Source organism: Xanthomonas prunicola, assembly GCF_025266575.1.
Lineage (GTDB): Bacteria > Pseudomonadota > Gammaproteobacteria > Xanthomonadales > Xanthomonadaceae > Xanthomonas > Xanthomonas prunicola.
Genome location: NZ_CP096142.1, coordinates 448312 through 472179, shown reverse-complemented (window position 1 = coordinate 472179; position 23868 = coordinate 448312). Strand labels below are relative to the sequence as shown.

The following is a 23868-nucleotide window of genomic DNA, read 5'->3' as shown; positions in this document are numbered from 1 at the left end:
CGATGTTTTGCTGCTGGCTTGTCAGGTCAGCCCGCGCTGCCTGGCCAGTGCGAACAGCCCCGTCGCAGCCAGATCTTCCGGATGCAGCTGGCGTTCGACGCCCAGGTGCTGCAGCGCCAATGCGTAGCGTTGCGCCAGACCAGGGCTGCCGACCAGGTGCACGGCAGCGTGGTGGCCGCGGTGCTCGCGCAGTTCGTGGCCGATGAGCAGGCCCGAGAGGTAAGACGGCAGCGCCGTAGCAGACAGCCGTTCGAACAGGCCGAGCGTGCGGGCGCCGAACAGGTGGTGACTCAGTCCACCGGGCTCGCTGCTGCGGTCGACACCTTGCAGGAATGCTGCAGTGTCCAGCTCGGTGTGAGTGTCATCCATCAGCTTGCCCAGAATGCTGTGCTGACGCAGCACGGCGTACAACTCGCCGGTCATGACGGTGGCAAAACCGGTCAGTTGACCGTTGTCGATCCGCGCCCATTTGCTGTGCGTGCCAGGCAGGCAGGCGACATGCGCGCCATCGCCGAGTGCGCTCATCAGGCCGACCAACTGGGTTTCTTCGCCGCGCATCACATCCGGCACGCCGGCCTGTTCACTGGTGCTGACGCCGGGCACGAACCACAGCGTGCGACCCGGCAGCAGGTCGTCATGGCGGCGCATCGCCTGGGCGAGCGCGTCGGTGTCTGCGGGGCAGGGCAGATAGGCTTGTTCGCTCCAGCCATTGCGGCTACCGATCATGCCCGAGAGCAACAGCGGGCCGTCCCAGCCGTCGACCAAGCCAGCCAGCACTTCGGCGAAGCGTCCCTGGCAGGCCAGGATGCCGTCGCTGCCGCGGCGCTGCGCAAGCACCTTGCCGTGGGCATCGAGCAGATAGCCGCGCAGACTGCTGGTGCCCCAGTCGATGGCGATCACGCGCTGGCCACCAGGCTCTCTGGCAGGCCTATGATGGCGACGTCGCAGACAAACAGGCTGCCGGCTTGGGGCATGCCCGCGAGTTCTTCGGCGCTATGGTCCAGGCGCGACGAGATCACATGCAGGCGATCCAGAGCCGCGCCACCGAAGGCGCTGCAGGTGGGGTGCTTGACCGGCAGTTGCACGATGCGCTCCATGCTGCCATCGGGGCGATAGCGCACCACGCGCCACGCGCGCCATTGCGCATTCCACAGATGACCTTCGGCATCGATGATCGAACCGTCCGGTTCGGCATCGTCGCGGTCCAGCGTGGCGAACACGCGCGTGTTGCTGGTCTGCGCGGTCTGCGCGTCGTAATCGCAACACAGGATCTGCGGGCGCACCGAATCGCAGTAATAGAGCATACGACCGTCGAGGCTGAAGCAGATCGAGTTGGGGATGGACACGCCCGACAGCGGCAATGCACGCAAGCCGTGTTTCAGCGAGAATTGATACATCGCCCCGCGCGCGGCCTTGGTGTCGTGCTCATCCATGGTGCCGAACACGAAGTTGCCGTTGCGATCTGCGCGGCCATCGTTGCTGCGGGTGAGCGGGTTGTCCGCTTCTACATCGGCCAGCTTTTCGAATGGCAGCACGTCTTCCTTGACGTTGTCCGGATCGACGATGCCGATCGCCTTGGCCAGTGCGATCAGGATGCGACCATCGTCCATCAGACCGATGCAGCCGGGGCGGTCGGGCAGTGTCCAGTAGTGTGTGTGTGCAGTGGCCGGATGATGCCGCCACAGGCGTTGTTCGCTGATGTCGACCCAATACAGCGCCTGGCGCTGTGCGCACCACAGCACGCCCTCGCCATGTGTGCAGCGGCTGTCGACCGCCAGCACGGCGGTGTGTTCGGGCGTGCTCACCATTCGGCGATGCTGCCATCGCTATGACGCCACACCGGGTTGCGCCAGTCGGGCGGGTTTTCGTTCGCGCGCTTGAGCATCTCTTCGTCGATCTCCACACCGAGTCCGGGTTTGGGCAGGGCGGCAATGCTGCCATCCACGCAGTGAAAATCGTCTTTGTTGATGACGTAATCGAGCAGGTCGGCGCCTTCGTTGTAATGAATGCCGATGCTCTGTTCCTGCAGCACGGCATTGTGCGAGACGAAGTCCACGTGCAGGCATGCAGCCAGCGCAATCGGGCCGAGCGGGCAATGCGGCGCGAAGCCGACATCGTAGGCCTCGGCCATCGCGGCGATCTTGACGCATTCGGTGATGCCACCGGCATGCGACAGGTCCGGCTGCACCATGCCGATACCGCCGGCGCACAGCACGTTCTTGAATTCGAAGCGCGAGAACATGCGCTCGCCGGCAGCCAGCGGGATCGAGGTGCTGGCGGCCAGGCGCGGGTAATACTCGGCCTGTTCGGCCAGCACCGGTTCTTCGACGAACAGCGGCTTGAACGGCTCGAGTTCGCGCAGCAGTGCCTTGGCCATCGGCGCGCCGACGCGGCCGTGGAAGTCGATGCCGAAGTCGATGGTGTTGCCGAAGGCTTCGCGGATTTCAGCGACCTTGACCACCGCAGCGTCGACCGCGCGCGCGCTGTCGATCAGCATCATTTCTTCGGTGCCGTTGAACTTGAAGGTGTCAAAGCCCAGCGCGCGGTAGTCGGTGATCTGCTGGATGATGGCGCCCGGGCGATCGCCGCCAACCCAGCGATAGGTCTTCATGCGGTCGCGCACCAGCCCGCCCAGCAACTCGTACACCGGCACGCCCAGCGCCTTGCCCTTGATGTCCCACAACGCCTGGTCGATGCCGGCGATGGCGCTCATCAGGATGGCGCCGCCACGGTAGAAACCGGCGCGGTACATGGTCTGCCACAGGTCGTTGATGCGCGCCGGATCCTTGCCGACGACATAACCGGCCAGTTCGTGCACGGCGGCCTCCACCGAACGCGCGCGGCCTTCGATGACCGGCTCGCCCCAGCCGGTAATGCCCTCGTCGGTCTCGACCTTGAGGAACAACCAGCGCGGCGCAGCGTGGTAGGTAGTGAGGCGGGTGATCTTCATCCTTGCAGTTCCTGGTAGGCCTGCACGAAGGCGCGTGCATGCGTCTGGGTTGTTTCGAGCGATTGCGCCGGTTTGTACAGTTCGCCACCGATACCGGCGCCGGCGGCGCCCTGGGCGAGGAAGCCGGCCAGGGTCTGCGGGCTGACGCCACCGACCACGTAGACCGGGATGTGGGAGGGCAGCACCGAGCGCAGGGCGCGCACATGCGCGGCGCCATAGGTGGCTGCCGGGAACAGCTTGAGAATCGTCGCGCCAGCGTCGATGGCGTCGAACGCCTCGCTGGCAGTGGCGAAACCGGCCACGACGGTCAAGCCGCGCGACACCGCATGGCGGATCAGCGACGGGCGCGTGTTGGGGGTGACGATGAAGCGCGCACCGATCTCGCCCAGGGTATCGACGTCTTCGTTGCGCAGCACGGTGCCGGCACCGATCCAGGCGCGTTTGCCAAAGGTCTGCTGAGCCAGCGCGATGCTCTCGGCCCAGCGCGGTGAGTTGAGCGGGATTTCGATCGCATCGAAACCAGCCTCGATCAGCGCGCCGACATGGTCGAGCGTCTCTTCCGGCGTGATGCCTCGCAGGATGGCGATCAGGGGCAGGGCGAACGGGCTGGCAGTGGTATCTGACGTCATGCGGTTACTCGCGGTAGAGCGGAAAGCGGCGGTTGGCGACCGGGTGGGTGGCAACCGACGGGGGAGGGCGCCACTGCGTGGCGGTCACACGCCTGACGCGCAGGTCGAGATGAGCACGGTAGGCGGCGAAGGTCATGGAGTCCGACCTTCAGGTGTGCCGCACGAATCCGTGTGTGCTGTCTCACTGCCTGCATTGGGCGGGTAAGATGCCGTCATCGTCGTCCACCTCCGCGTATTGGCGTGCGTGTTGCCGCCCGAGGACGGGCAGGTCACGTCTGTTCTCGCCGCGCCCGGGAGGTAGTAACTCCTGCTGCGGCGTTCGATAGCCTCGCGCGGGGAGATATGTGCTGCAAATGAAATTTTCGGCATATTCTATTCCTCCGACGAATACACGGCCGCAATCGCACGCTATGGCAAATTCCAGTACTCCCTGGTTCAACGCCGCCCGGCTCAAGACCCGCCAGCTCTTGCTACTGCTGCATTTGCACGAACAGCGCTCGGTGTTACGCGCGGCTGAGGCCGCTAGCATGACGCAACCGGCGGCGTCCAAGCTGCTGGCGGAAATGGAAGACATGCTGGGCGTGAAATTATTCGAGCGGCACGCCCGCGGCGTGGAGCCGACCTGGTATGGCCACGTGCTGATTCGGCGCGCGCGCGCAGCGATGTCGGAGATTGGCCGGGCGCAGGAAGAAATCGCCGCGTTGCGCGCCGGGCGCATGGGCCAGGCCTCGATCGGCACGGTGGTCAATCCGGGCACCAACCTGGTGCCGCAAGCGATCGCCGAGGTCAAGCGCGAGTTCCCGGACATCCTGGTGCGGGTGGAAATGGACTACAGCCGCCCGCTGGTGGCCAAGTTGTTGGATGGGCAGTTGGACATCGTGATCGGCCGCATCCTGGGGCCGGAAGGCGTGGGCGAACTGGAGTTCGAACCACTCGCCGACGAGCCGCATTCGGTGATTGCGCGCGCCGGCCACCCGCTGGCCAGCCGCGCCGGCCTGCAGCATGCCGATCTGGTGCGGTATGGCTGGATCTTGCCGCCAGCCGACAGCGTGCTGCGTGCGCGGCTGGATTCGATGTTCATGGAGCATGGCGTGCAGACGCCGACCAATGCCATCGAAACCTCGTCGCTGCCGGTGACCTCGACCTTGCTGCGCGGCACCGACATGCTGACCGCCTTGCCGGTGGAATCGGTGGCGCCGCTGATCCAGGCCAAATTGCTCACCGTGCTGCCGATCGAACTGGGTGTGCGGATGGAGTCGTTCGGCATCATCCGTCGGCGCGATTACATCCTGCCGCCGGGTGCCGAGCGCATTTTGCAGGCGTTGCGTACCACTGCCCGACGTTTGTATCCCACACTGCGCGGCCCAGAATCCCCTGTCTGACCAAGCTCTTCCATTGCTATTCCTCCTTGGAATAGCAGCTTGTGAATTTTTCATTGGCTGGCGGTGCGCTGCACGCCTATATCTCTGAGCGAGATCGCACGCTGAAGCGCACGTAACGTCGGGCACGCGATCGGCGGCCAAGCCGCTTGCCGTAGGGTAATCACGGGCGACATCGCCCGTTTTTTGTGTGATCACGCGGCGCGTCTGCGCCGCGACAACCCGTTTCAATCGTCTTGCGTCCTGGGAGGGATTCAGATGTACCAGTGTTCTAGCCATGCCTCGGCAGGTACGGGCGTGCTCGCCCGTCGTTTGCCTTCGTTGCGTTATTCCGCCATGGCCGTCAGCATCGGGCTCTTGCTCGCTGCGCCGGTCTATGCGCAGCAGACGCAGTCGTCCCAGAATGCCTCCTCGCGCAGTGCGGGCAACGCCACCGACCTGGATGCGGTCGAAGTGCGCGGGGTGCGCGCCAGCCTGATCAAGTCGCAGTCGATCAAGCACGATGCCGAACAGATCGTCGATTCGGTCAGCGCCGAGGATATCGGCGCGTTGCCGGACCGCAGCGTCACCGAAACCCTGCAACGGGTGAGCGGCGTGACCATCGATCACTTCATGGCGCGTAACGATCCGGACCATTTTTCTGCCGAAGGCAGCGGCGTGATGATTCGCGGCATGACCCAGGTGCGCGGCGAACTCAATGGCCGCGACAGCTTCAGCGCCGCCAGTGGCCGTGGTCTGAGTTTCGAGGATGTCCCTGCCGAACTGATGGCGGGCGTGGACGTCTACAAGAACCCGTCGGCCGAGATCATCGAAGGCGGTCTTGGCGGCACGGTCAACCTGCGCACGCGGATGCCGTTCGACCAGCCGGGGCGAGTGATCGGCGTTACCGCCGACGAGAACTACGGCGACTTCAGCAAGACCTACAAGCCGTCGGGCTCGTTTCTATTCAGCGATCGCTGGAATACCGGTCTCGGCGAGATGGGCGTGATGGTGGACGTGGCGCATTCGGAACTGGCCACCCGCAGCGATGGCATCCAGGTCGAGCCGTTCGTGCGTCGCACCGATGCGGCGCTGCTGGAGGGCACCAACTTCGACAAGGTCTATGTGCCCGGTGGCGTCAACTGGCGCCAGCTCGATTTCGAGCGCAAGCGCAACGGCGTGGCGGGCGCGTTCCAGTGGCGTCCCAGCGACGACACCGAGATCTATGTGCAATACATGCGCTCCAGCTACGACATGAACTGGCAGGAGCGCGCAGCGTTTTTCAACGACGACACCAACGCGATTGCGCCGGCGCCCGGTACCCAGTTTAGCTACGATGCCGACGGCCGCTTCGTCAGCGGCGCGCCGACGTCCAGTTCCTGGCGTGGCAACGTCACCGGCAACGATGGCGTGCGCTTCTACACCAACAACCGCTACTCGCAGCAGAGCACGACCACCTCGGACTTGTCTGGCGGCTTCACCCATAAGCTCACCAGCAACCTCACCGTGCGCGGCGATATGCAATTGGTGCGCTCGGAGAGTGATTCGCTGGACTTCACCCTGTTCGATTCAATCTATCTGCCGGGCCTGAATGTCGATCTGAGCGGCAAATATCCGTCGGTGGCGATTGCCGACAGCACCTACATCACCAACCCCTCCAACTATTTCTGGAGTGCGGCGATGGACCATCTGGCGAAGAATCGCGGCCGCGAACTGGCCACGCGCTTCGACCTGGAATACGCGTTCGACGACAGTTCCTGGCTGCGCACGTTCCGTGCCGGCATCCGCGCCACCGACCGCACCCAGATCAACAAGAACTCCGGCTACAACTGGGGCGTGATCAGCGATAACTGGGCGCAGATTCCCGGTACCGCCAATGGGACCGGCCTGGCCGATCTGGCCACCTACATGACCAGCTCCTCGCAGCTGTATTCGTATTCCAATCTGTTCCGCGGCAAGATCGATGTGCCCAACAGCCTGTACTTTCCGAGCACTGCTGCGGTCAAGGATTACGCCGGCACCTCGAAGATGATCGAGCAGATCGTGGCGCTGCGCGGATCGGGCTGGGCGCCGGACAAGTATCAGTTGCAGGACATCAATCGCCAGTTCGAACGCACCCAAGCCGCCTACGCGGTGTTGTACTTCGGCAATGACGACGCGCTGGGCGTGCCGGTGGACGGCAATATCGGCGTGCGCATCGTGCAGACCAGGACCGAGGCCAATGGCTACGGCCAGTTCCCCGACCTGTCGGGAAGCGCGGGTTCGGAAGAGCTGCGGGAGCAGTATACCGGGCAGTACTTCGCCAACAATGCCAAGGGCAGCTACACCAACGTGCTGCCGAGCTTCAACATGCGCTTCAAATTCTCCGATGCACTGCAGTGGCGCATCGCCGCGTCCAAGGCGATGGCACGTCCGGACTACACGCAATTGCAGCCTTACCTGCTGCTGGCGGCAAACACCGAGTCCAATGGCACAGTCTCCAGGTGGACCGGTACGGCCGGTAATCCGAATCTGCAGCCGATGAAGGCCAACCAGTACGACACCGCGCTGGAGTGGTACTTCGACACCAGCGACATGATGTACCTGACGCTGTTCTACAAGAGCGTGAAGGATTACTTCTCCAATCAGACGGTCACTGAAAACTACGGTGGGCAGGACTGGCTGGTGACGCGTCCGTACAACATGGACAAGGGGCGTATCCGCGGTTTCGAATACGGCTATACGCAGTTCTTCGATTCTTGGCCGGGTTGGTTGAGCGGCTTCGGCGTCAATGCAAACTTCACCTTCGTCGACAGCAGCGGCGGCGTCAACACGGCCACCGACCCGTACACGCAGACCACCGTCACGGGTGTGAGCCTGCCGCTGGAGGGTCTGTCGCGGCGCAGTTACAACCTTGCCGGCATCTACGAGAAAGGACCGCTCTCTCTGCGCCTGGCCTACAACTGGCGTTCGCGTTACCTGCTGACCGCCAGCGACGTGTCGACCAAGTTGCCGACCTGGTCGGACGATTACGGCCAACTCGATGCCTCGGCATTCTATCGGTTCAATCCGCATGTGCAGCTCGGCGTGCAGGCCAACAATCTGACCAACACAGTGACCAAGGTGTTGATGGGGCCGACGTCCTATACCGGAGGCGAGGTGGACAACCATCTGTACACACGCAGCTGGTTCGTCAACGACCGGCGCTACTCGCTGGTGCTGCGCATGAACTGGTAAGTGCCCGGGCTACTGCGTGGCTGCAAGCAACGTTGGGACATCTAGCGACGTTCAGATCGATCGGCGGGTCTGGCTTGAATGCCAGGCCCGCTTTTTTTGTATCAGCTGTTACTTGCCTTGCAGCGTTGTTTCGTCGGGGTAGACCATCCTCGATGCGCCCACAGTGTGCCTGCGACGGCAGAGCCATGATGCTGCAGATCGGTGGGCCGGGTGAGAGACGAGGCGGTGGTGCAGCGAACGCTGCTTCGCCCTTCGATCACTGGACTATCGCAGTGACGCGGATCGCATATTTTCTGGGAGGCGAAACATTTCGGCTCTGATTCCTCGACGAGACTTCGTGCCAGGAACTGCTGCGCTTTTGGGCTTCGCCTGCCGCGCCATTGATGTCTGTATGACGGGCGAGCGAGCGGCAGGTGTGGTCATCATCAGGCGCGGGTCGCTCTTGGGAGGAGCGAGAGCCAGACGTCATCCGCATGACTTGCGGCGTTCTTACTTCGCGCCAGCGCATTTCAGTCGTTTGAGGCTGGGAGAGGAGAATCGCATGGTTCCATCGTCAAGCCCTGCAAACGTGTGGAAGGTCGCGCATGGCGGGCGCTCGCTGCCATTGCCGCGTTCGGCAATGGCAGTCGCCATCGGTTGCTTGCTTGCTGTGCCGGTCTGCGCGCAGCAAGCGTCATCTTCGCAGGGCGCGTCTCCCGGCCAGACGGACAGTGCAGTGGATCTGGATGCGGTGCAGGTGCGTGGTCTGCGCGGCAGCCTGATCAAGTCGCAGTCGATCAAACACGATGCCGAACAAATCGTTGACGCAGTCAGTGCCGACGACATCGGCGCGCTGCCGGATCGCAGCGTCACCGAGAGCTTGCAGCGTGTCAGCGGCGTCACCATCGATCACTTCATCACGCGCAGCGATCCGGACCATTTTTCTGCCGAGGGTAGCGGCGTGATGATTCGCGGCATGACCCAGGTGCGCGGCGAACTCAATGGTCGCGACAGTTTCACCGCCGACAGCGGCCGCGGCTTGAATTTCGAAGATGTGCCTGCCGAGCTGATGGCCGGGCTGGACGTGTACAAGAACCCATCGGCGCAGATCATCGAAGGCGGGCTCGGTGGGACGGTCAACCTGCGCACACGTCTGCCGTTCGACGAGCCGGGCCGCAGCATCGCGTTCAATGCTGACGCGAATCGGGGTGATCTGAGCAAGACCACCAAACCGTCCGGCTCATTGTTACTCAGCAACCGTTGGAACACCGGGCTGGGGGAAATGGGGCTGATGCTGGACGCGGCGTATTCGGCGATGCGCTCGCGTAGCGATGGCGTCCAGGTGGAGCCCTTCGTGCGCCGCACCGACCCGACGTTGCTGGCCGGCACCAATTTTTCCAAGGTCTACGTGCCTGGTGGACTGGACTGGCGGCAAATGGACTCCGAGCGCAAGCGTCAGGGGGGGGCGGCTGCATTTCAGTGGCGACCCAGCGACGCTACCGAGTTCTATCTGCAATACATGCGCTCCAGCTACGACTTGAATTGGGGCGATCACGCAGCGGTCTTCAACGACCAGAGCGGCGCGATCAACCCTGCGCCAGCAACGACATTCGCCTATGACGACCAGGGCAGATTCGTCAGTGGGGAACCTGGCTCCAGCTTGTGGCGCGGGCAAGGCGGCGCGAACGATCGGGTGCGCTTCAATACCCAGAAGCGCTATGTGCAACAGACCACCACCACCACGGACCTGGCAGGCGGCTTCCGCCACCGCCTGACCGACCAATTGCAGCTGAGCGGCGACATGCAGTTGCTGCAGTCGCATAAGGGCACATTGGATTTCACCCTGTTCAACACGATCTATCTGCCGGGTCTGATGGTCGACTTGAGCGGCAGGTATCCGTCTGCGGCAATTGCCGATCGTACCTATGCCGCCGCCCCCTCCAACTACTCCTGGAGAGCGGCGATGGACCACCTGGGGCAGAATCGCGGTCGCGAGCTGGCTACACGCTTCGATCTGGACTATCGCTACGACGATAGCGCCTGGCTACAGAGTTTTCGTGCCGGCATTCGCGCGACCGACCGCACCCAGACCAACAAGAACACCCCCTACAACTGGGGCGTGATTTCCGACAGATCTGCACCCGTCCCGGGCTCTGCGACAGGGCTGGCCGATCTGGCCGAATACATGACTGGGTCTTCGGAGTTGTACACGTTTCCGAACCTGTTCCGCGGCCATGTCGATGTGCCCACGCAGCTGTACTTCCCCAGCAATGCTGCGGTCAAGGACTATGCCGGCACTACGCAGCTGATCCGGCAGATCGTCGCCCTGCGCGGTCGCGGTTGGTCGCCGGTGCGCTATCGCTTGCGCGATATCAATCACCAGACCGAACGTACCCAGGCCGCCTATGCCATGCTGACCTTCGGTAACGACGAGGCACTGGGCGTGCCGGTGGATGGCAATATCGGTGTGCGTGTGGTGCAAACCAGGACCTCTGCCGATGGCTATGGTCAGTTCCCCGATCTGTCGGCAAGCATCGCGCCACAGGCGCTGCGTGACCAGTACACCGGCCAATACTTTGGCAACGGCGCGCATGGTCGCTATACCGACGTGTTGCCGAGCTTGAATCTGCGCTTCAAGTTCTCCGATGCGCTGCAATGGCGTATCGCCGCATCCAAGGCGATGGCAAGGCCGGACTACAATCAACTGCAGGCGTATCTGTTGCTCTCTGCGACGGTGCAAGACGGTGTCGTGACGCGCTGGACTGGCGCGGCAGGCAACCCGAATCTACGGCCGGAAAAGGCCAATCAGTACGACACCGCGCTGGAGTGGTACTTCGACACCAGCGACATGATGTATCTGACGTTGTTCTACAAGGACGTGAGCGATTACATCGCCAACCAGACCGTCGCCGAAAACTACGGTGGCCAGCACTGGTTGGTGACGCGCCCGTACAACATGGACAAGGGCCGTATCCGCGGTTTCGAGTACGGGTATACCCAATTCTTCGATTCCTGGCCGGGCTGGATGAGTGGCTTTGGAGTCAACGCCAACTTCACCTTTGTCGATAGCAGTGGCGCGGTCAATTCGGCAACCGATCCCAACAGTCAGACCAGGATCAGCGGCGTGCGCTTGCCGTTAGCAGGATTGTCGCGTCGCAGCTACAACCTTGCTGGCATCTACGAAAAAGGACGGTTGTCGGCGCGATTGGCGTATACCTGGCGCTCGCGCTATCTGTTGACCGCCAGCGACGTCATTACCCGACTGCCCGCCTGGGCGGACGATGTCGGGCAGTTGGATGGTTCGGTGTTCTACCGCCTCACGCCGCATCTGCAGCTGGGATTCCAGGCCAATAATCTGACCAATACGGTGACTAAGGTGCTGATGGGCCCGACCTCCTACAGCGGAGGCGAGCTCGACGACCACTTGTATACGCGCAGTTGGTTCGTCAACGATCGCCGTTATGCGCTGGTGCTGCGCATGAACTGGTAAGTGCGCGCAATCACGCAGTCAACGTGCGCGGGCTCGCAGAGTTGAGCCCGCCACGCCTAGCCCGGCGCTCTGGCCTTGCGATGCCAGAGTTTCCGGGTTTTCTAGTGTTGTTATAGGTTTAGCGAATACCTTTCCAGGAATATTTCATTGGTCTGGCATGACGGCCGCGCCCTATGCTCCGGCCGCAGCTACCAGGTAAGCCCGCTCGGGATTACATCGCATCCACGCAGCCCCGGCCCTTGTCGGAGGCGGATGCCAAGCCAGCACCAACGACGGGAGTGCGTTCGCGCACAGGCCCGCTAAAAACTGGAAGTACATGCGTCCTGGGAGGGAGCACCATGTCAGTGCAACATCGCCACATTCCGGCAGGCCGGACTGTGGGCCAGCGTTCGATCCGTGATTTCCGCCGCTCCGTAATGGCCATCAGTGTGGCCACGCTGCTGAGCGCGCAGGCCCATGCGCAGGATGCGACCACCACTGCTACGCTGGCATCGGATTCGACGACGCAACAGCTGGACACCGTGCAGGTCACCGGTACCCGCAGCAGCGTCACCAAGGCGCAGCTGGTCAAGCAGAATGCCGAGCAGATCGTCGATTCCATCGTTGCCGAAGACATTGGCAAGCTGCCCGACAACAACGTGGCCGAGGCGCTGCAGCGCATCTCCGGCATCCAGATTTCGCGCAACTACGGTGAAGGCAGCTCGATCGCGATCCGCGGCCTGACCCAGGTGCGCACCGAACTCAATGGCCGCGACATCTTCACCGCCAACGACGGCCGTGGCCTGAGCTTCGAAGACGTCTCTGCCGAATTGCTCGGCGGCGTCAACGTCTACAAGAATCCGTCTGCCGACATGATCGAAGGTGGCCTGGGCGGCACGGTCGACCTGCGCACGCGTCTGCCGTTCGATTACGACGGACGCAAGATCGCCGGTAGCGTGCAGTACAACGATTACGACCTCGCCGACGACGGCAAGCCGGCGTTCTCGGGCTTGTTTAGCGATCGCTGGCAGACCGGCATCGGCGAGATCGGCATCCTGGTGAACTACTCGCAGCAGACCAGCCCGTTTCGTCAGGACACCATCTCCATCGAACCGTGGTATGGGCAGACCGAGAACATTGCTGGCTACCAGGGCCAGCAGGTCTTCGTTCCGCATGGCGCCGGCAAGAACACCACGATCGGCGAGCGCAAGCGCAAGACCGGCGCGGTCGCCCTGCAGTGGCGTCCGAACGACGATCTGGAGGTCTACGCCCAGGTGCTGCGCTCGGACTACGACTTCAGCTGGCACGACTATTCGTTCTTCGCGCTGACCGGCCAGAACCCCATCCAGGGCGTGCCCGGCATCCAGGTCAATAGCCGCAATGAATTCGTCAATGGCTCGTTCCAGGGTGTGCCGACCGAGTCCAACACCAGCCTGACCACGCGCAAGTCCGTGACCACCGATTACGCGATCGGTGCGAAGTGGACGGTCACGCCGATGATGACGCTGAGCACCGACTTCCAATACGTCGATGCCACCACCAAGGGGGAGCGCTACATCCTGGCGACCGGACAGGCCACCAGCCCGTTCCTCAATGTGGACTTCCGCGGCAGCCTGCCGCGGCTGTCGGTCACCGACGCCAGCGGCGCCGAGGGCTACCTGGCCGACGTCGGTAACTACGACGGCTGGCGTTACCAGGTCGACAACATGGACGACAACAAGGGCACCGAATTCGCCTGGCGTGCGGATATGGACCTGGCATTCGACAGCGACTTCGTGCGCAGCTTCAAGGCAGGCGTGCGCTACACCGATCGCGATGCGGAGAACCGCGGCAATATCTGGCGCTTCAACTGCATCAACGATTGCAATGGCGCGCCCTTCGCGAACTATCCGGGCATCGGGGTGATGACCAACCCGATCACCGATTTCTTCCGCGGCGACGGCTATGCCTTTGGTCCGACGCTGACGGCCTCGGACGCGGCGGTGGCCAACTATCGGCAGACCATTGCAGCGTTGGGCTTCGCCCCGCTGACCTTTGCGCCGAACAACGTCAACCTGCAGAACGAAAAGACCTACGCCGCCTACGGCGTGCTGCGCTTCGGCGTGGATGGCGACATTCCGTTCGACGGCAACATCGGCATGCGTGTGGTACGCACCGAGTTGTCCTCGCAGGGGGTGCGTACCGGCACTGCGACCGAAGGTGGTGGCCTGATTCCGATCAGTGCCGACCAGAGCTATACCGACGTGCTGCCCAGCCTCAACCTGCGCTGGCTGCTCACCGATCAGCTGCAGTGGCGCTTTGCCGCCTCGCGCGGCATCTCGCGGCCGTCGTTCGACCGGCTCAACCCCAACCTGAGCCTGAGCGCCGACAGCAGCAGCGGCAGCGTCACCCGCACGGGACGCGGCGGCAATCCCGATCTGGAACCGATCATGGCCGATCAGTTCGATACCTCGCTGGAGTGGTACTACGGCCAGGGCTCGATGGTCTACGGCACCTTGTTCTATAAGAAGGTCAAGGGGTTCATCGCCGAAGCGGTGTTCAACGAGCAGTACCTGGACGAGAACGGCGCGCCGGTGAATTGGCAGATCACCCGTCCGGTCAATGGCGACGAAGGCCAGATCCGCGGCGTCGAAGTGGGCTATACCCAGTTCTTCGATTTCCTGCCGGGATGGCTGAGCGGCTTCGGTCTACAGACCAACTACACCTACGTGGATAGCGAAGCGCCGAGTCCGACCGCCACCGATACCAACGGCCAGGCGCTGACGGTGCCGCTGGAAGGCTTGTCGAAGAACAGCTACAACGCGATCCTCAGCTACGAAACCTCGCGCTTCCAGGGCCGTGTGGCCTACAACTGGCGTAGCGACTGGCTGGTGACCACCGCGGGCAACGGTACCGGCAACTTGCCGGTCTACAACAAGGGCTTCGGCCAGCTGGATGCCTCGCTGCGTTTCAACATCAATGCTGTGTGGTCGATTTCGCTCGATGGCGTGAACCTGCTCGATACCCGCCGCGAAAGCTATCTGGGGACCGAGTCGCGCTACCGCGATTTCGTGATCAACGATCGTCGGTATGGCCTGACGTTGCGGGCCAGCCTGTAGAACGCGCCGTAGGAAGTGCGTCGCCGGTCCGGCGAGCTGTGCAGGCAGCTCGTTGGACCGGCGTTTTTCCTATCGATAACAAGGTCATCGATCGCGAGCGGAGCCGGAGGAATGATCGTTGTGATCGATCCGCCTATTAAGCGCCACCTTTCTGCAGCACAGGCGTGGCTGACTGCTGTGTGCCTGATGCTTGTGTTGTTCTTCATGACGTCCGACGTATCTGCGTCCAAGCCCGGCACGCTGGAGCCGTATCAGTGGCGCAGTGTGGCCATTGGCGGTGGCGGCTTTGTCACCGGAGTACTGTTTCATCCCGCCGAACGCGATCTTGCCTATGCACGCACCGATGTCGGTGGTGCGTATCGCTGGGATGCGCAGGCGCAGCAGTGGGTGGCGCTGACAGACTGGTTGGGTGCCGACGACTGGAATCTGATGGGGATCGACGCCTTCGCGGTCGATCCTGCCGATCCGAACGCGCTGTATCTGGCCGCGGGCACCTACATGCACGAACGCGCCGGCAATGCAGCGGTACTGCGTTCCTTCGATCGGGGCAAAAGCTTTGAGCGCGCCGAGCTGCCGTTCAAGCTCGGTGGTAACCAATTAGGCCGCGCCAATGGCGAACGGCTGGCCGTGGACCCGCACGATGGCCGTGTGCTGTTGCTCGGCTCACGTGATGCAGGCCTTTGGCGCAGCGACGATCGCGGCGCGCACTGGGCGCGGGTGGAGACATTTCCTGCCGATGCCTTTGCAGGCGCCACGGCGCGCAACCATGTCGGGCGCGAACAGGCGGTGGGGATCGCCTTTGTCGTGTTCGACGCCTCCAGCGGTCGCGCTGGCAGTCCGACGCCGCGTCTCTATGTGGGCATTTCCACCGCGCACAACAGCCTGTATGTCTCCGAAGATGCCGGTCGCACCTGGTCGGCGGTGGCGGGTCAACCGAGCGGATTGCGTCCCAACCACATGGTCGGCGGCAACGATGGGCAGTGGTATCTGAGCTATGGCGATCAGCCTGGCCCGGATTTGATGGCCGGTGGCGCGCTATGGAACTACAACGCGGCGGAGCGCCGCTGGCGTGAGATCAGCCCACTCCCGCAACCGGCCAGTGGCGATGGTTTCGGCTGGGGCGCGGTTGCGGTGGATCCGCAACATCGGCAGGTGCTGTTGGCCAGCACCTTCCGCCGCCGCACCCCGCGCGATGAATTGTTCCGCAGCAACGATGGCGGGCGCAGCTGGACGCCGTTGCTGGCAAACGCGCAGTTCGATCACAGCGCCGCGCCGTGGACCGCGCACGCAACGCCGCACTGGATGGGCGCGCTGGCGATCGACCCATTCGACAGCAATCACGCCTTGTTCGTTACTGGCTACGGCATCTGGGCCTCGCGGAATCTGCAGGATTTCGCTGCACGCCAGCAGCCGTTGCAGTGGTGGTTCCAGGACCGTGGGCTGGAAGAAACCGTGCCACTGGATCTGCTCAGCCCGATGGCCGGTGCGCATCTGCTCAGCGCGCTCGGCGATATCGATGGCTTTCGGCACGACGCGCTGGACACCGCACAGTTGCAGTACCTCGGCCCACGCCTGACCAATGGCGAGAGCATCGATGCTGCGGGCCAGGCGCCACAGTGGATGGTGCGCAGCGGCACCGTGCGCGATCGCCGCAACAACGAGATCCGCGCGCTGGTATCGCAGGATGGCGGCGCGCACTGGAGCGCCTTCGCCAGCGAACCGCCGAGCGGGCAGGGGGCAGGCACCATTGCCATTGCCGCCGATGCATCGCAAGTGGTGTGGGCGCCGGAACAAGGCGGTGTGTGGCGCACCGCCGATTTCGGCAAGCACTGGCAGCGCGTGCAGGGCTTGCCCGACACCGCGGTTGTGGTGGCCGACCGCGTCGATGCGCAGCGTTGGTATGCGGGCGATCGCGTCAGCGGGCGCCTGTATGAGAGCACCGATGGTGCGGCCAGTTTCCGCGATACCGGTCAGCAGATCGGCAGCCCGGCGCGCGACGAACGTGCGCGCCCGCAACTACGGCCCGATCCATGGCGTGCGGGCGTGGTGTATCTGGCGAGTCCCACGCTGGGGGTGATGCGTTGGCAGAACGGCAAATTGCGCACGCTTTCCAGGCCGGACGAAGCGCGTTCGTTGGGCATCGGCAAGGCGCTGCGTGCTGAGGCGCCACCGGCTTTGTATCTGGCCGGGCGCGTGTCGGGCGTGGATGGCATTTTCCGCTCCGATGACGAGGGCGCCCATTGGTTGCGCATCAATGACGATGCACATCGCTTTGGCAAACCATATCGCGTGACCGGCGACCCGCGTCTTCCTGGCCGTGTGTATTTCGCCACCGGTGGCCGTGGCATCTTCTATGGGGATCCACGATGAGCGAGGCGTCGCTGCGCGCATCATCGCGCTCTCTTACCGTGTACGGCGCTGTTGGCCGTCGTATCGCCGTGTGCGGCCTGGCTGCGCCGACTTTGGAGATCACCGCATGACCGCTTCTCTCGTTCGTCGTGGCTGCCTGCTGGGCTTGGTGCTGGTCAGCCCAACCGCCTGGGCATTGCCAACGCTGCCGCTGTTGTTTGCCGATGGCACCGTGCTGCAGCGCGATCAACCGATGCCGGTATGGGGCTGGTCTGCGCCCAATGCCGCGATCACGGTCAGCTTCGACGGCAAGCGCGCCACCGCCAAGGCCGATGCAACCGGGCAATGGAAGGTCAAACTGCCGGCGCACAAGGCCGGTGGTCCGTATGTGCTGCGGGTGCAGGGCGACGGCGGCGACGTGCAGGTGCGCGAGGTGCTGGTCGGCGATGTGTGGCTGGCCAGCGGGCAATCGAACATGGAATGGCCGTTAGCCCAGGCCAGCGACGGCCCGCAGGCGGTGGCTGCGGCCAACGATCCGCGATTGCGGCAGTTCAAGGTGCCTAAATCGTGGTCGCTGCAGCCGGAGGCGCACCTGACCGGTGGCGAGTGGAAGGCTGCCACGCCTGGCAACGCCGGCGAATTCACTGCCGTCGGCTATTTCTTCGCCAAGGAGCTGCGCGCCAGCACCGGCGTACCGATCGGTATCATCAACAGTACCTGGGGCGGCAGCGCGATCGAGGCGTGGATGGATGCCGCCTCGTTGGGCCTGAATGCCGATCAGAACCAGGGCGCGATCGAGGCGATCAAGCAACGCGACGCTGCTGCGCAAGCCGCCACCGGCAAGCGCATCGCACGCTGGGCCAAGGTGGACGGCGAGATGCCGCAATGGCGCGAAGCGGATTTCGACGACAGCGATTGGGACAGCATCCCGGTCACCAAGCAATGGGAATCCAGTGGCTATGACGGCATGGATGGCATCGCCTGGTATCGCACCACAATGACGCTCAGTGCTGCCGAGGCCAAGGCCGGCATCACCTTGGGCGTGGGGCAGGTCGACGATTCGGACATCACCTACGTCAACGGCCAGCAGGTCGGCAGCACCGAAAAGCAGTGGAATCTGCCGCGCGTCTATCAGGTGCCGGCAGCGGTGCTCAACGCCGGCGTCAACCACATCGCCGTGCGCGTGGACGACCTCAGTGGCGGTGGCGGCATGCACGGCCCGGACGAGCAGCGCTTCGTGCAGACCAGCGATGGCGCCAGGCGCGCGCTGAACCGCTGGAAGTTTCGCCCTGCAGCAGTGCGCGTGTCGCTGACCGACAACAAGAATCAGCTGCCTACGCTGTTGTACAACCAGATGATCCATCCGTTGCAGCCGTTCCCGGTCAAAGGCGTGATCTGGTACCAGGGCGAAACCAATGCCAGCGACACCGGCGCGGTGAAGTACCGTGAACAGTTCGCCGCGATGATCCAGCAATGGCGCGCCGAACGCGGGGAAAAGACGCTGCCGTTCCTGTGGGTGCAGCTGGCCAACTTCAAGGCCGGCGGCGACAAGGGCGAACTGAGTCCGTGGGCACTGTTGCGCGAGTCGCAGTCCAAGACGCTGGCGCTGCCGGCGACCGGGCAGGCGGTGATCATCGATATCGGCAACCCCACCGACATCCATCCCACCAACAAGCGCGATGTTGGTCATCGTCTGGCGCTGGCGGCGCGGCATGTGGCCTATGGCGAGACGCTGGTGTTCAGCGCGCCGGTCTTCAAGCGAGCGAGTTTTGACGGAGGTAAAGCAGTGCTGACCTTCGATTTGCAGGGCAGTGCACTGCAAGTGCGCGGCGGTGGGGCAGTGCAGGGCTTTCGCATTGCTGGCGCCGATCGACACTTCCACCCGGCCACCGCGCAGATCGAAGGCGATCGGGTGATCGTGCGCAGCGACGCGGTGGCTGCACCGGTCGCGGTGCGCTACGGCTGGAGCGAAAACCCGGACGACGCCAACCTGGTCAATCGCGAACACCTTCCCGTTTCCCCCTTCCGCACCGATACCTGGTGACACGGAGTCCTATGTCCATGCATTCTCCCGTTGCACGTTTGATCGCTTCTTCCCCTGCACGCCGTTGCCTGCGTCCGCTGCTGCTGTCCGCGCTGACGCTGGCCTTGGCCGCGTGCCAATCTGGCGACAAGGGCGATGCCGGCACATCTGCCGCAACCTCGCCTGCTGCAACCACAGCGGCGGCAACCCCGGCAACTGCACAGGCGCCAGCCGCACAGACGCCGATGCCGCAGTTCGTCAGCAAGGATGGCAAGCATGCGTTGATGGTCGACGGTGCGCCGTTCCTGATCCTGGGCGCGCAGGTCAACAACTCCAGCAACTATCCCGGCGTCCTGGACAAGGTATGGCCGGCGATGCAGGTGCTCGGCCCCAACACCGTGCAAGTGCCGATCGCCTGGGAACAGGTGGAGCCGGAAGAAGGCAAGTTCGATTTCTCCTTCGTCGATACGCTGCTGGGCCAGGCGCGCGAACACAAGGTGCGCCTGGTGCTGTTGTGGTTTGCAACCTGGAAGAACAACGGCCCGCAGTACGCGCCGCATTGGGTGAAGACCGACAACCAGCGCTTCCCGCGCGTGGTGACGCGCGAGGGCAAGGCGATCGGTTCGCTGTCGCCGCATGCGCAGACCACACTGGATGCCGACCGCAAGGCGTTCGTCGCCTTCATGCAGCACCTGAAAAAGGTCGACCCGCAACACACCGTGATCATGATCCAGCCGGAGAACGAGCCCGGCACCTACGGCAGCGTGCGCGACTTCTCGCCGATGGCGCAGAAGCTGTTCGACGGTGCAGTGCCTAACGAGCTGATCAAACGTTTGAACAAACAGCCGGGTACCTGGGCGCAGGTGTTCGGCGCCGATGCCGATGAAATCTTCCATGCGTGGTCGATCGGCCGTTACATCGACCAGGTCGTCGCAGCCGGCAAGGCCGAGTATCCGTTGCCGATGTACGTCAATGCCGCGCTGCGTGGCCCGTTCAATCCGGGCCAGCCCGGCCAGTACGCCAGCGGTGGCCCCACCGACAACGTGCTCGATGTCTGGAAGGCGGCCGGTCCGCATATCGACCTACTGGCACCGGACATCTACATGCCCGAATACCGCATGTACACCACGGTGTTGGAGCGTTACGCGCGTCCAGACAACGCGCTGTTCGTTGCCGAAACCGGCAATCGCCCGGAATACGCGCGCTACCTGTATCCCACGCTAGGGCATAACGGCATCGGCTGGTCGGCCTTCGGTATGGATTACACGCACTATTCCAACTATCCGCTCGGTGCCAAACATGTGGACGAAGAGACGCTCGCGCCGTTCGCGCTTGGTTTCCAGGCGGTCAGCATGGGCATGCGGCCGTTCGCCAAGGCGGCGTTCGAAGGCAAGCTGCACGGCGCGGCCGAAGAGCCTGGCCAGGCCGTGCAGGAGCTCAAGCTCAATGACCGTTGGAGCGCCACCATCACCTACGGCGTGCCGCAGTTCTGGTTCAAGGGCGATCCGCCGGGCAACCCCGAACCGATCGGCGCCGCGTTGATCGCCGAGCTCGGCCCGGACGAATTCCTGGTCACCGGTTACCACGTGCGCGTGACCCTGCACCCGGCCAGTGAAGCCACTGCCAACCTGATCTACGACCGCGTCGAGGAAGGCGTCTACGAAGGCAATGATTGGAAGTTCCAGCGCAACTGGAATGGCGACCAGACCGATTACGGCGTCAATTTTTCCAACGTGCCGCAACTGCTCAGGATCACACTGGCGACCTACAAATAGGCGCGCCAGGATAATGAAGCCAGGCCGTATCGAGAACGTCGCCTCATCTCACCCATGCGCTGCCGCCCCCGCGGCAACGTTCCGTAATTCCAAGGGAGTGACCATGCAAACCACCATCCGTTCCGCCGGCACCGTGCCTGCCAACCGACGTACGCCGCTCGCCCAGTGCCTGGCGTTGTCGCTGGCCCTGCTGGCCAATGCCGCGCATGCGCAGGAAGTGCGCAAGGCCGCCGATGGCGTCACCGTGGTGCCGAGCGCCAAGGGCGCCGCCCCGGTGCGCCTGCAAGTGGTCGATAGCGGCATCATCCGCGTCAGTGCGGACCCGGACGGCGACTTCGCCCGTAGCCCCAGCCTGATGCGCGTGCCGGTGCAGGGCGATAGCGCATTCCAGATTGCCGAGCAGGGCGACAGCGTGCAGCTGAAGACCGGCAAGGTCACCGCCACGGTGTCCACCGTCGACGGCCATGTCAGTTTCGCCGATGCCAGCGGCAGGCCGGTGTTGTCGGAAGTCGCCGGCGGGCGCAGCTTTGCGCCACTGAAAGTGGAGGGCAAGCAGTACCTGAGCGTGCGGCAGCGCTTCCAGTCGCCCGATGACGAAGCGTTGTACGGCTTCGGCCAGCACCAGCAGGGCTGGATGAACCAGAAGGGCCGTAACGTCGAGCTGCAGCAGAACAACATCGACATGGCGGTGCCGTATCTGGTGTCCAGTCGCCACTACGGCCTGTTGTGGGACAACAACTCCATTACCCGCCTGGGCGACCCGCGCGGCCTGCAGCCGCTGCCGAAAACACTGAAGTTGTACGACGCCAAGGGCAAGGCCGGCGCGCTGACCGCACGCTATGCGATCAATGGCAAGCAGATCCTCGAGCGCCGCGAGAGCGAGGTGAATTACCAGTACCTCAGCGACCTGCCCAAGTATCCGAAGCAGGCGATCACCAAGGACAAGAACAGCCGCATGCAGGTCACCTGGGAGGGCGAAATCGAAGCGCTCACCGGTGGCGAGCACACCTTCTCGCTGTATTCGAGCGAATACGCCAAGTTGTATGTGGACGGCAAGCTGGTCGTCGACCGCTGGCGCCAGAACTGGAATCCGTGGAATCACGAATTCAAGCTCGATCTGGAGCCGGGCACGCGCCACACCGTCAAGCTTGCATGGGACCTGATCGATCCGAGCTACATCGCGCTGCTGCACCGCGATCCGCTGCCGGCCGCCGAAGCCAAGGACCTGTCGCTGTGGTCCGAAGCCGGGCAGATGATCGACTATTACTTCGTCTCTGCCGATTCCTACGACCAGGCCGTTGCCGGCTACCGCGAGCTCACCGGCAAGTCGGTGATGCTGCCCAAGTGGGCGTATGGGTTCTGGCAGAGCCGTGAGCGTTACAAGAGCCAGGACGAGCTGGTCGGCGCGGTGGCCGAATACCGCAAGCGCAAACTGTCGCTGGACAACATCGTGCTCGACTGGTCGTACTGGCCGGAAAACGCCTGGGGCTCGCACGATTTCGACAAGCAGCACTTCCCGGATCCGGACGGCATGGTCAAGGCCGTGCACGACATGCACGCGCAGATCATGATTTCGATCTGGCCCAAGTTCTATCCCACCACCGCCAACTACAAGGAACTGGACGCAGCCGGTTTCATGTTCAAACGCAACGTGGAAGTGGGCGAGCTTGACTGGATCGGCAAGGGCTACAAGAACTCGTTCTACGACCCGTACTCGGAAAAGGCGCAAGCCATGTACTGGCGCCAGATCAACGAAAAGCTCAACAGCAAGGGCTTCGATGCCTGGTGGATGGACGCCGACGAGCCGGACGTGCATTCCAACCTGGACATCGCCGAGCGCAAGGCGCGCACCACGCCCAACGCGCTGGGCTCGTCCACCGAATACTTCAATTCCTACCCGTTGCCGCATACGCATGGCGTGTACGTGGGCGACCGTGCGGCCGACGACAAGCGCGTGTTCATCCTCTCGCGCAAGGGCTATGCCGGCACCCAGCGCAATGCAGTGGCGGTATGGAGCGGCGACATCGTCTCGCGTTGGGACGACATGCGCGACCAGATCTCTGGTGGCGTGAACATGGCGCTGTCGGGCCTGCCCAACTGGACCTTCGACATCGGCGGCTTTGCGGTGGAGAAGCGCTATGAAGACCAGGATCCGGCGCATCTGCCGGAATGGCGCGAGCTCAATACACGCTGGTTCCAGTTCGGTGCGTTCGTGCCGATCTTCCGCTCGCACGGCCAGTTCCCGTACCGTGAAATCTGGAACATCGCCCCGGAAGGCACGCCGTTCTACGAGAGCATGGCGTACTACAACCGTCTGCGCTACGCGTTGCTGCCGTATATCTATAGCCTGGCCGGCGATACCTACCAGCGCGATGGCGTGATCATGCGCGGCATGATGATGGACTTCCCGAACGACCCCAAGGTGCGCGACATCAACGACCAGTACCTGTTCGGCCCGGCGTTCCTGGTCGCGCCGGTGACCCGCTTCGGCGCCACCTCGCGGCAGGTGTATCTGCCAGCCGGCAGCAGCTGGCTGGATTTCGCTACCGGCAAGCGTTACGAGGGCGGGCAGAGCATCGAAGCGGCCGCGCCGATCGAGCGCATGCCGTTGTTCGTGCGCGCCGGTTCCATCGTGCCGACCGGCCCGGTGCAGGAATACGTGGACCAGAAGCCAGACGCGCCGCTCACCGTGGTGGTCTACACCGGTGCCGACGGCCAGTTCTCGCTGTATGAGGACGACGGCAAGGGCTACGGCTACGAAAAAGGCGAGTTCAGCCGCATCCCGCTGGTCTGGAATCAGGCCAAGGGCGAGCTGCGCATCGGCAAGCGCGAAGGCAGCTGGACCGGCATGCAGGCTAAACGCACCATCAGTGTGCGCTTCGTCGACGGCCCGCGCGAGGACGCCGGTGCGCTCGAGCCCAGGAGCGACACCAGCATCCAGTACGACGGTAAACCGGTCAGCGTGTTGCAGCGCAAGATTGCGTCCGGCAAAGCGCCTCGTCGATGATCGCAGGCTGTCTTC

Annotated in this window: 13 protein-coding genes; 8 read left to right on the top strand and 5 right to left on the bottom strand. The window is 63.4% G+C overall.

Annotated elements, in window-relative coordinates:
- Positions 1–21: 21 nt before the first annotated feature.
- From M0D43_RS01605 to M0D43_RS01585, 5 genes are read right to left on the bottom strand one after another with little or no spacing between them, the layout of a single operon-like run.
- Entirely contained in the window at positions 22–900 is an 879-nt protein-coding gene (locus M0D43_RS01605; protein ID WP_252163269.1) for a 2-dehydro-3-deoxygalactonokinase, read from the bottom strand.
- Positions 897–1808 (bottom strand): SMP-30/gluconolactonase/LRE family protein, encoded by a 912-nt coding sequence (locus M0D43_RS01600; RefSeq protein ID WP_252163268.1) that lies wholly within the window; start codon positions 1806–1808, stop codon positions 897–899. Before M0D43_RS01600 ends, M0D43_RS01605 begins: the two co-directional genes overlap by 4 nt.
- Positions 1802–2950 (bottom strand): galactonate dehydratase, encoded by a 1149-nt coding sequence (gene dgoD / locus M0D43_RS01595; RefSeq protein ID WP_252163267.1) that lies wholly within the window; start codon positions 2948–2950, stop codon positions 1802–1804. The genes M0D43_RS01600 and dgoD overlap by 7 nt, the downstream gene beginning before the upstream one ends.
- Positions 2947–3579 (bottom strand): 2-dehydro-3-deoxy-6-phosphogalactonate aldolase, encoded by a 633-nt coding sequence (locus M0D43_RS01590; protein WP_252163266.1) that lies wholly within the window; start codon positions 3577–3579, stop codon positions 2947–2949. The genes dgoD and M0D43_RS01590 overlap by 4 nt, the downstream gene beginning before the upstream one ends.
- A gap of 4 nt (positions 3580–3583) precedes the next feature.
- On the bottom strand, positions 3584–3715 hold the full coding sequence (locus M0D43_RS01585; protein WP_260807769.1) for a hypothetical protein: 132 nt from the start codon (positions 3713–3715) through the stop codon (positions 3584–3586).
- A 274-nt stretch (positions 3716–3989) separates the two neighbouring features.
- Here M0D43_RS01585 and M0D43_RS01580 point away from each other — a divergent pair, with 274 nt between their 5' ends.
- From M0D43_RS01580 to M0D43_RS01545, 8 genes are all read left to right on the top strand, one after another.
- Complete coding sequence (locus M0D43_RS01580; RefSeq protein WP_252163265.1) at positions 3990–4961, top strand: LysR family transcriptional regulator; 972 nt, start codon at positions 3990–3992, stop codon at positions 4959–4961.
- A 255-nt stretch (positions 4962–5216) separates the two neighbouring features.
- Positions 5217–8153: a TonB-dependent receptor gene (locus M0D43_RS01575; RefSeq protein WP_252163264.1), complete on the top strand. Its 2937-nt coding sequence runs from the start codon at positions 5217–5219 to the stop codon at positions 8151–8153.
- A 541-nt stretch (positions 8154–8694) separates the two neighbouring features.
- Positions 8695–11622, top strand: coding sequence for a TonB-dependent receptor (locus M0D43_RS01570; protein WP_425510629.1), 2928 nt, complete (start codon positions 8695–8697; stop codon positions 11620–11622).
- Between the two features lie 338 nt (positions 11623–11960).
- A complete protein-coding gene (locus M0D43_RS01565; RefSeq protein ID WP_252163263.1) occupies positions 11961–14699 on the top strand; it encodes a TonB-dependent receptor in 2739 nt (912 codons plus the stop codon).
- 111 nt (positions 14700–14810) lie between these two features.
- Positions 14811–17069, top strand: coding sequence for a cellulase (locus tag M0D43_RS01560; protein WP_252163262.1), 2259 nt, complete (start codon positions 14811–14813; stop codon positions 17067–17069).
- A 106-nt stretch (positions 17070–17175) separates the two neighbouring features.
- Positions 17176–19092, top strand: coding sequence for a sialate O-acetylesterase (locus M0D43_RS01555; RefSeq protein WP_252163261.1), 1917 nt, complete (start codon positions 17176–17178; stop codon positions 19090–19092).
- Between the two features lie 11 nt (positions 19093–19103).
- Positions 19104–20846, top strand: a complete 1743-nt coding sequence (locus M0D43_RS01550; RefSeq protein WP_252163260.1) for a DUF5597 domain-containing protein — start codon at positions 19104–19106, stop codon at positions 20844–20846.
- A 103-nt stretch (positions 20847–20949) separates the two neighbouring features.
- Entirely contained in the window at positions 20950–23853 is a 2904-nt protein-coding gene (locus M0D43_RS01545) for a TIM-barrel domain-containing protein (RefSeq protein WP_260807767.1), read from the top strand.
- Positions 23854–23868 lie beyond the last annotated feature (15 nt).

Coding starts and splice junctions, on each gene's coding strand:
- M0D43_RS01545 (WP_260807767.1), top strand. CDS start 20,950: ATGCAAACCACCATCCGTTCCGCCGGCACCGTGCCTGCCAACCGACGT.
- M0D43_RS01580 (WP_252163265.1), top strand. CDS start 3,990: ATGGCAAATTCCAGTACTCCCTGGTTCAACGCCGCCCGGCTCAAGACC.
- M0D43_RS01575 (WP_252163264.1), top strand. CDS start 5,217: ATGTACCAGTGTTCTAGCCATGCCTCGGCAGGTACGGGCGTGCTCGCC.
- M0D43_RS01560 (WP_252163262.1), top strand. CDS start 14,811: ATGATCGTTGTGATCGATCCGCCTATTAAGCGCCACCTTTCTGCAGCA.
- M0D43_RS01550 (WP_252163260.1), top strand. CDS start 19,104: ATGTCCATGCATTCTCCCGTTGCACGTTTGATCGCTTCTTCCCCTGCA.
- dgoD (WP_252163267.1), bottom strand. CDS start 2,950: ATGAAGATCACCCGCCTCACTACCTACCACGCTGCGCCGCGCTGGTTG.
- M0D43_RS01565 (WP_252163263.1), top strand. CDS start 11,961: ATGTCAGTGCAACATCGCCACATTCCGGCAGGCCGGACTGTGGGCCAG.
- M0D43_RS01600 (WP_252163268.1), bottom strand. CDS start 1,808: ATGGTGAGCACGCCCGAACACACCGCCGTGCTGGCGGTCGACAGCCGC.
- M0D43_RS01555 (WP_252163261.1), top strand. CDS start 17,176: ATGACCGCTTCTCTCGTTCGTCGTGGCTGCCTGCTGGGCTTGGTGCTG.
- M0D43_RS01585 (WP_260807769.1), bottom strand. CDS start 3,715: ATGACCTTCGCCGCCTACCGTGCTCATCTCGACCTGCGCGTCAGGCGT.
- M0D43_RS01590 (WP_252163266.1), bottom strand. CDS start 3,579: ATGACGTCAGATACCACTGCCAGCCCGTTCGCCCTGCCCCTGATCGCC.
- M0D43_RS01570 (WP_425510629.1), top strand. CDS start 8,695: ATGGTTCCATCGTCAAGCCCTGCAAACGTGTGGAAGGTCGCGCATGGC.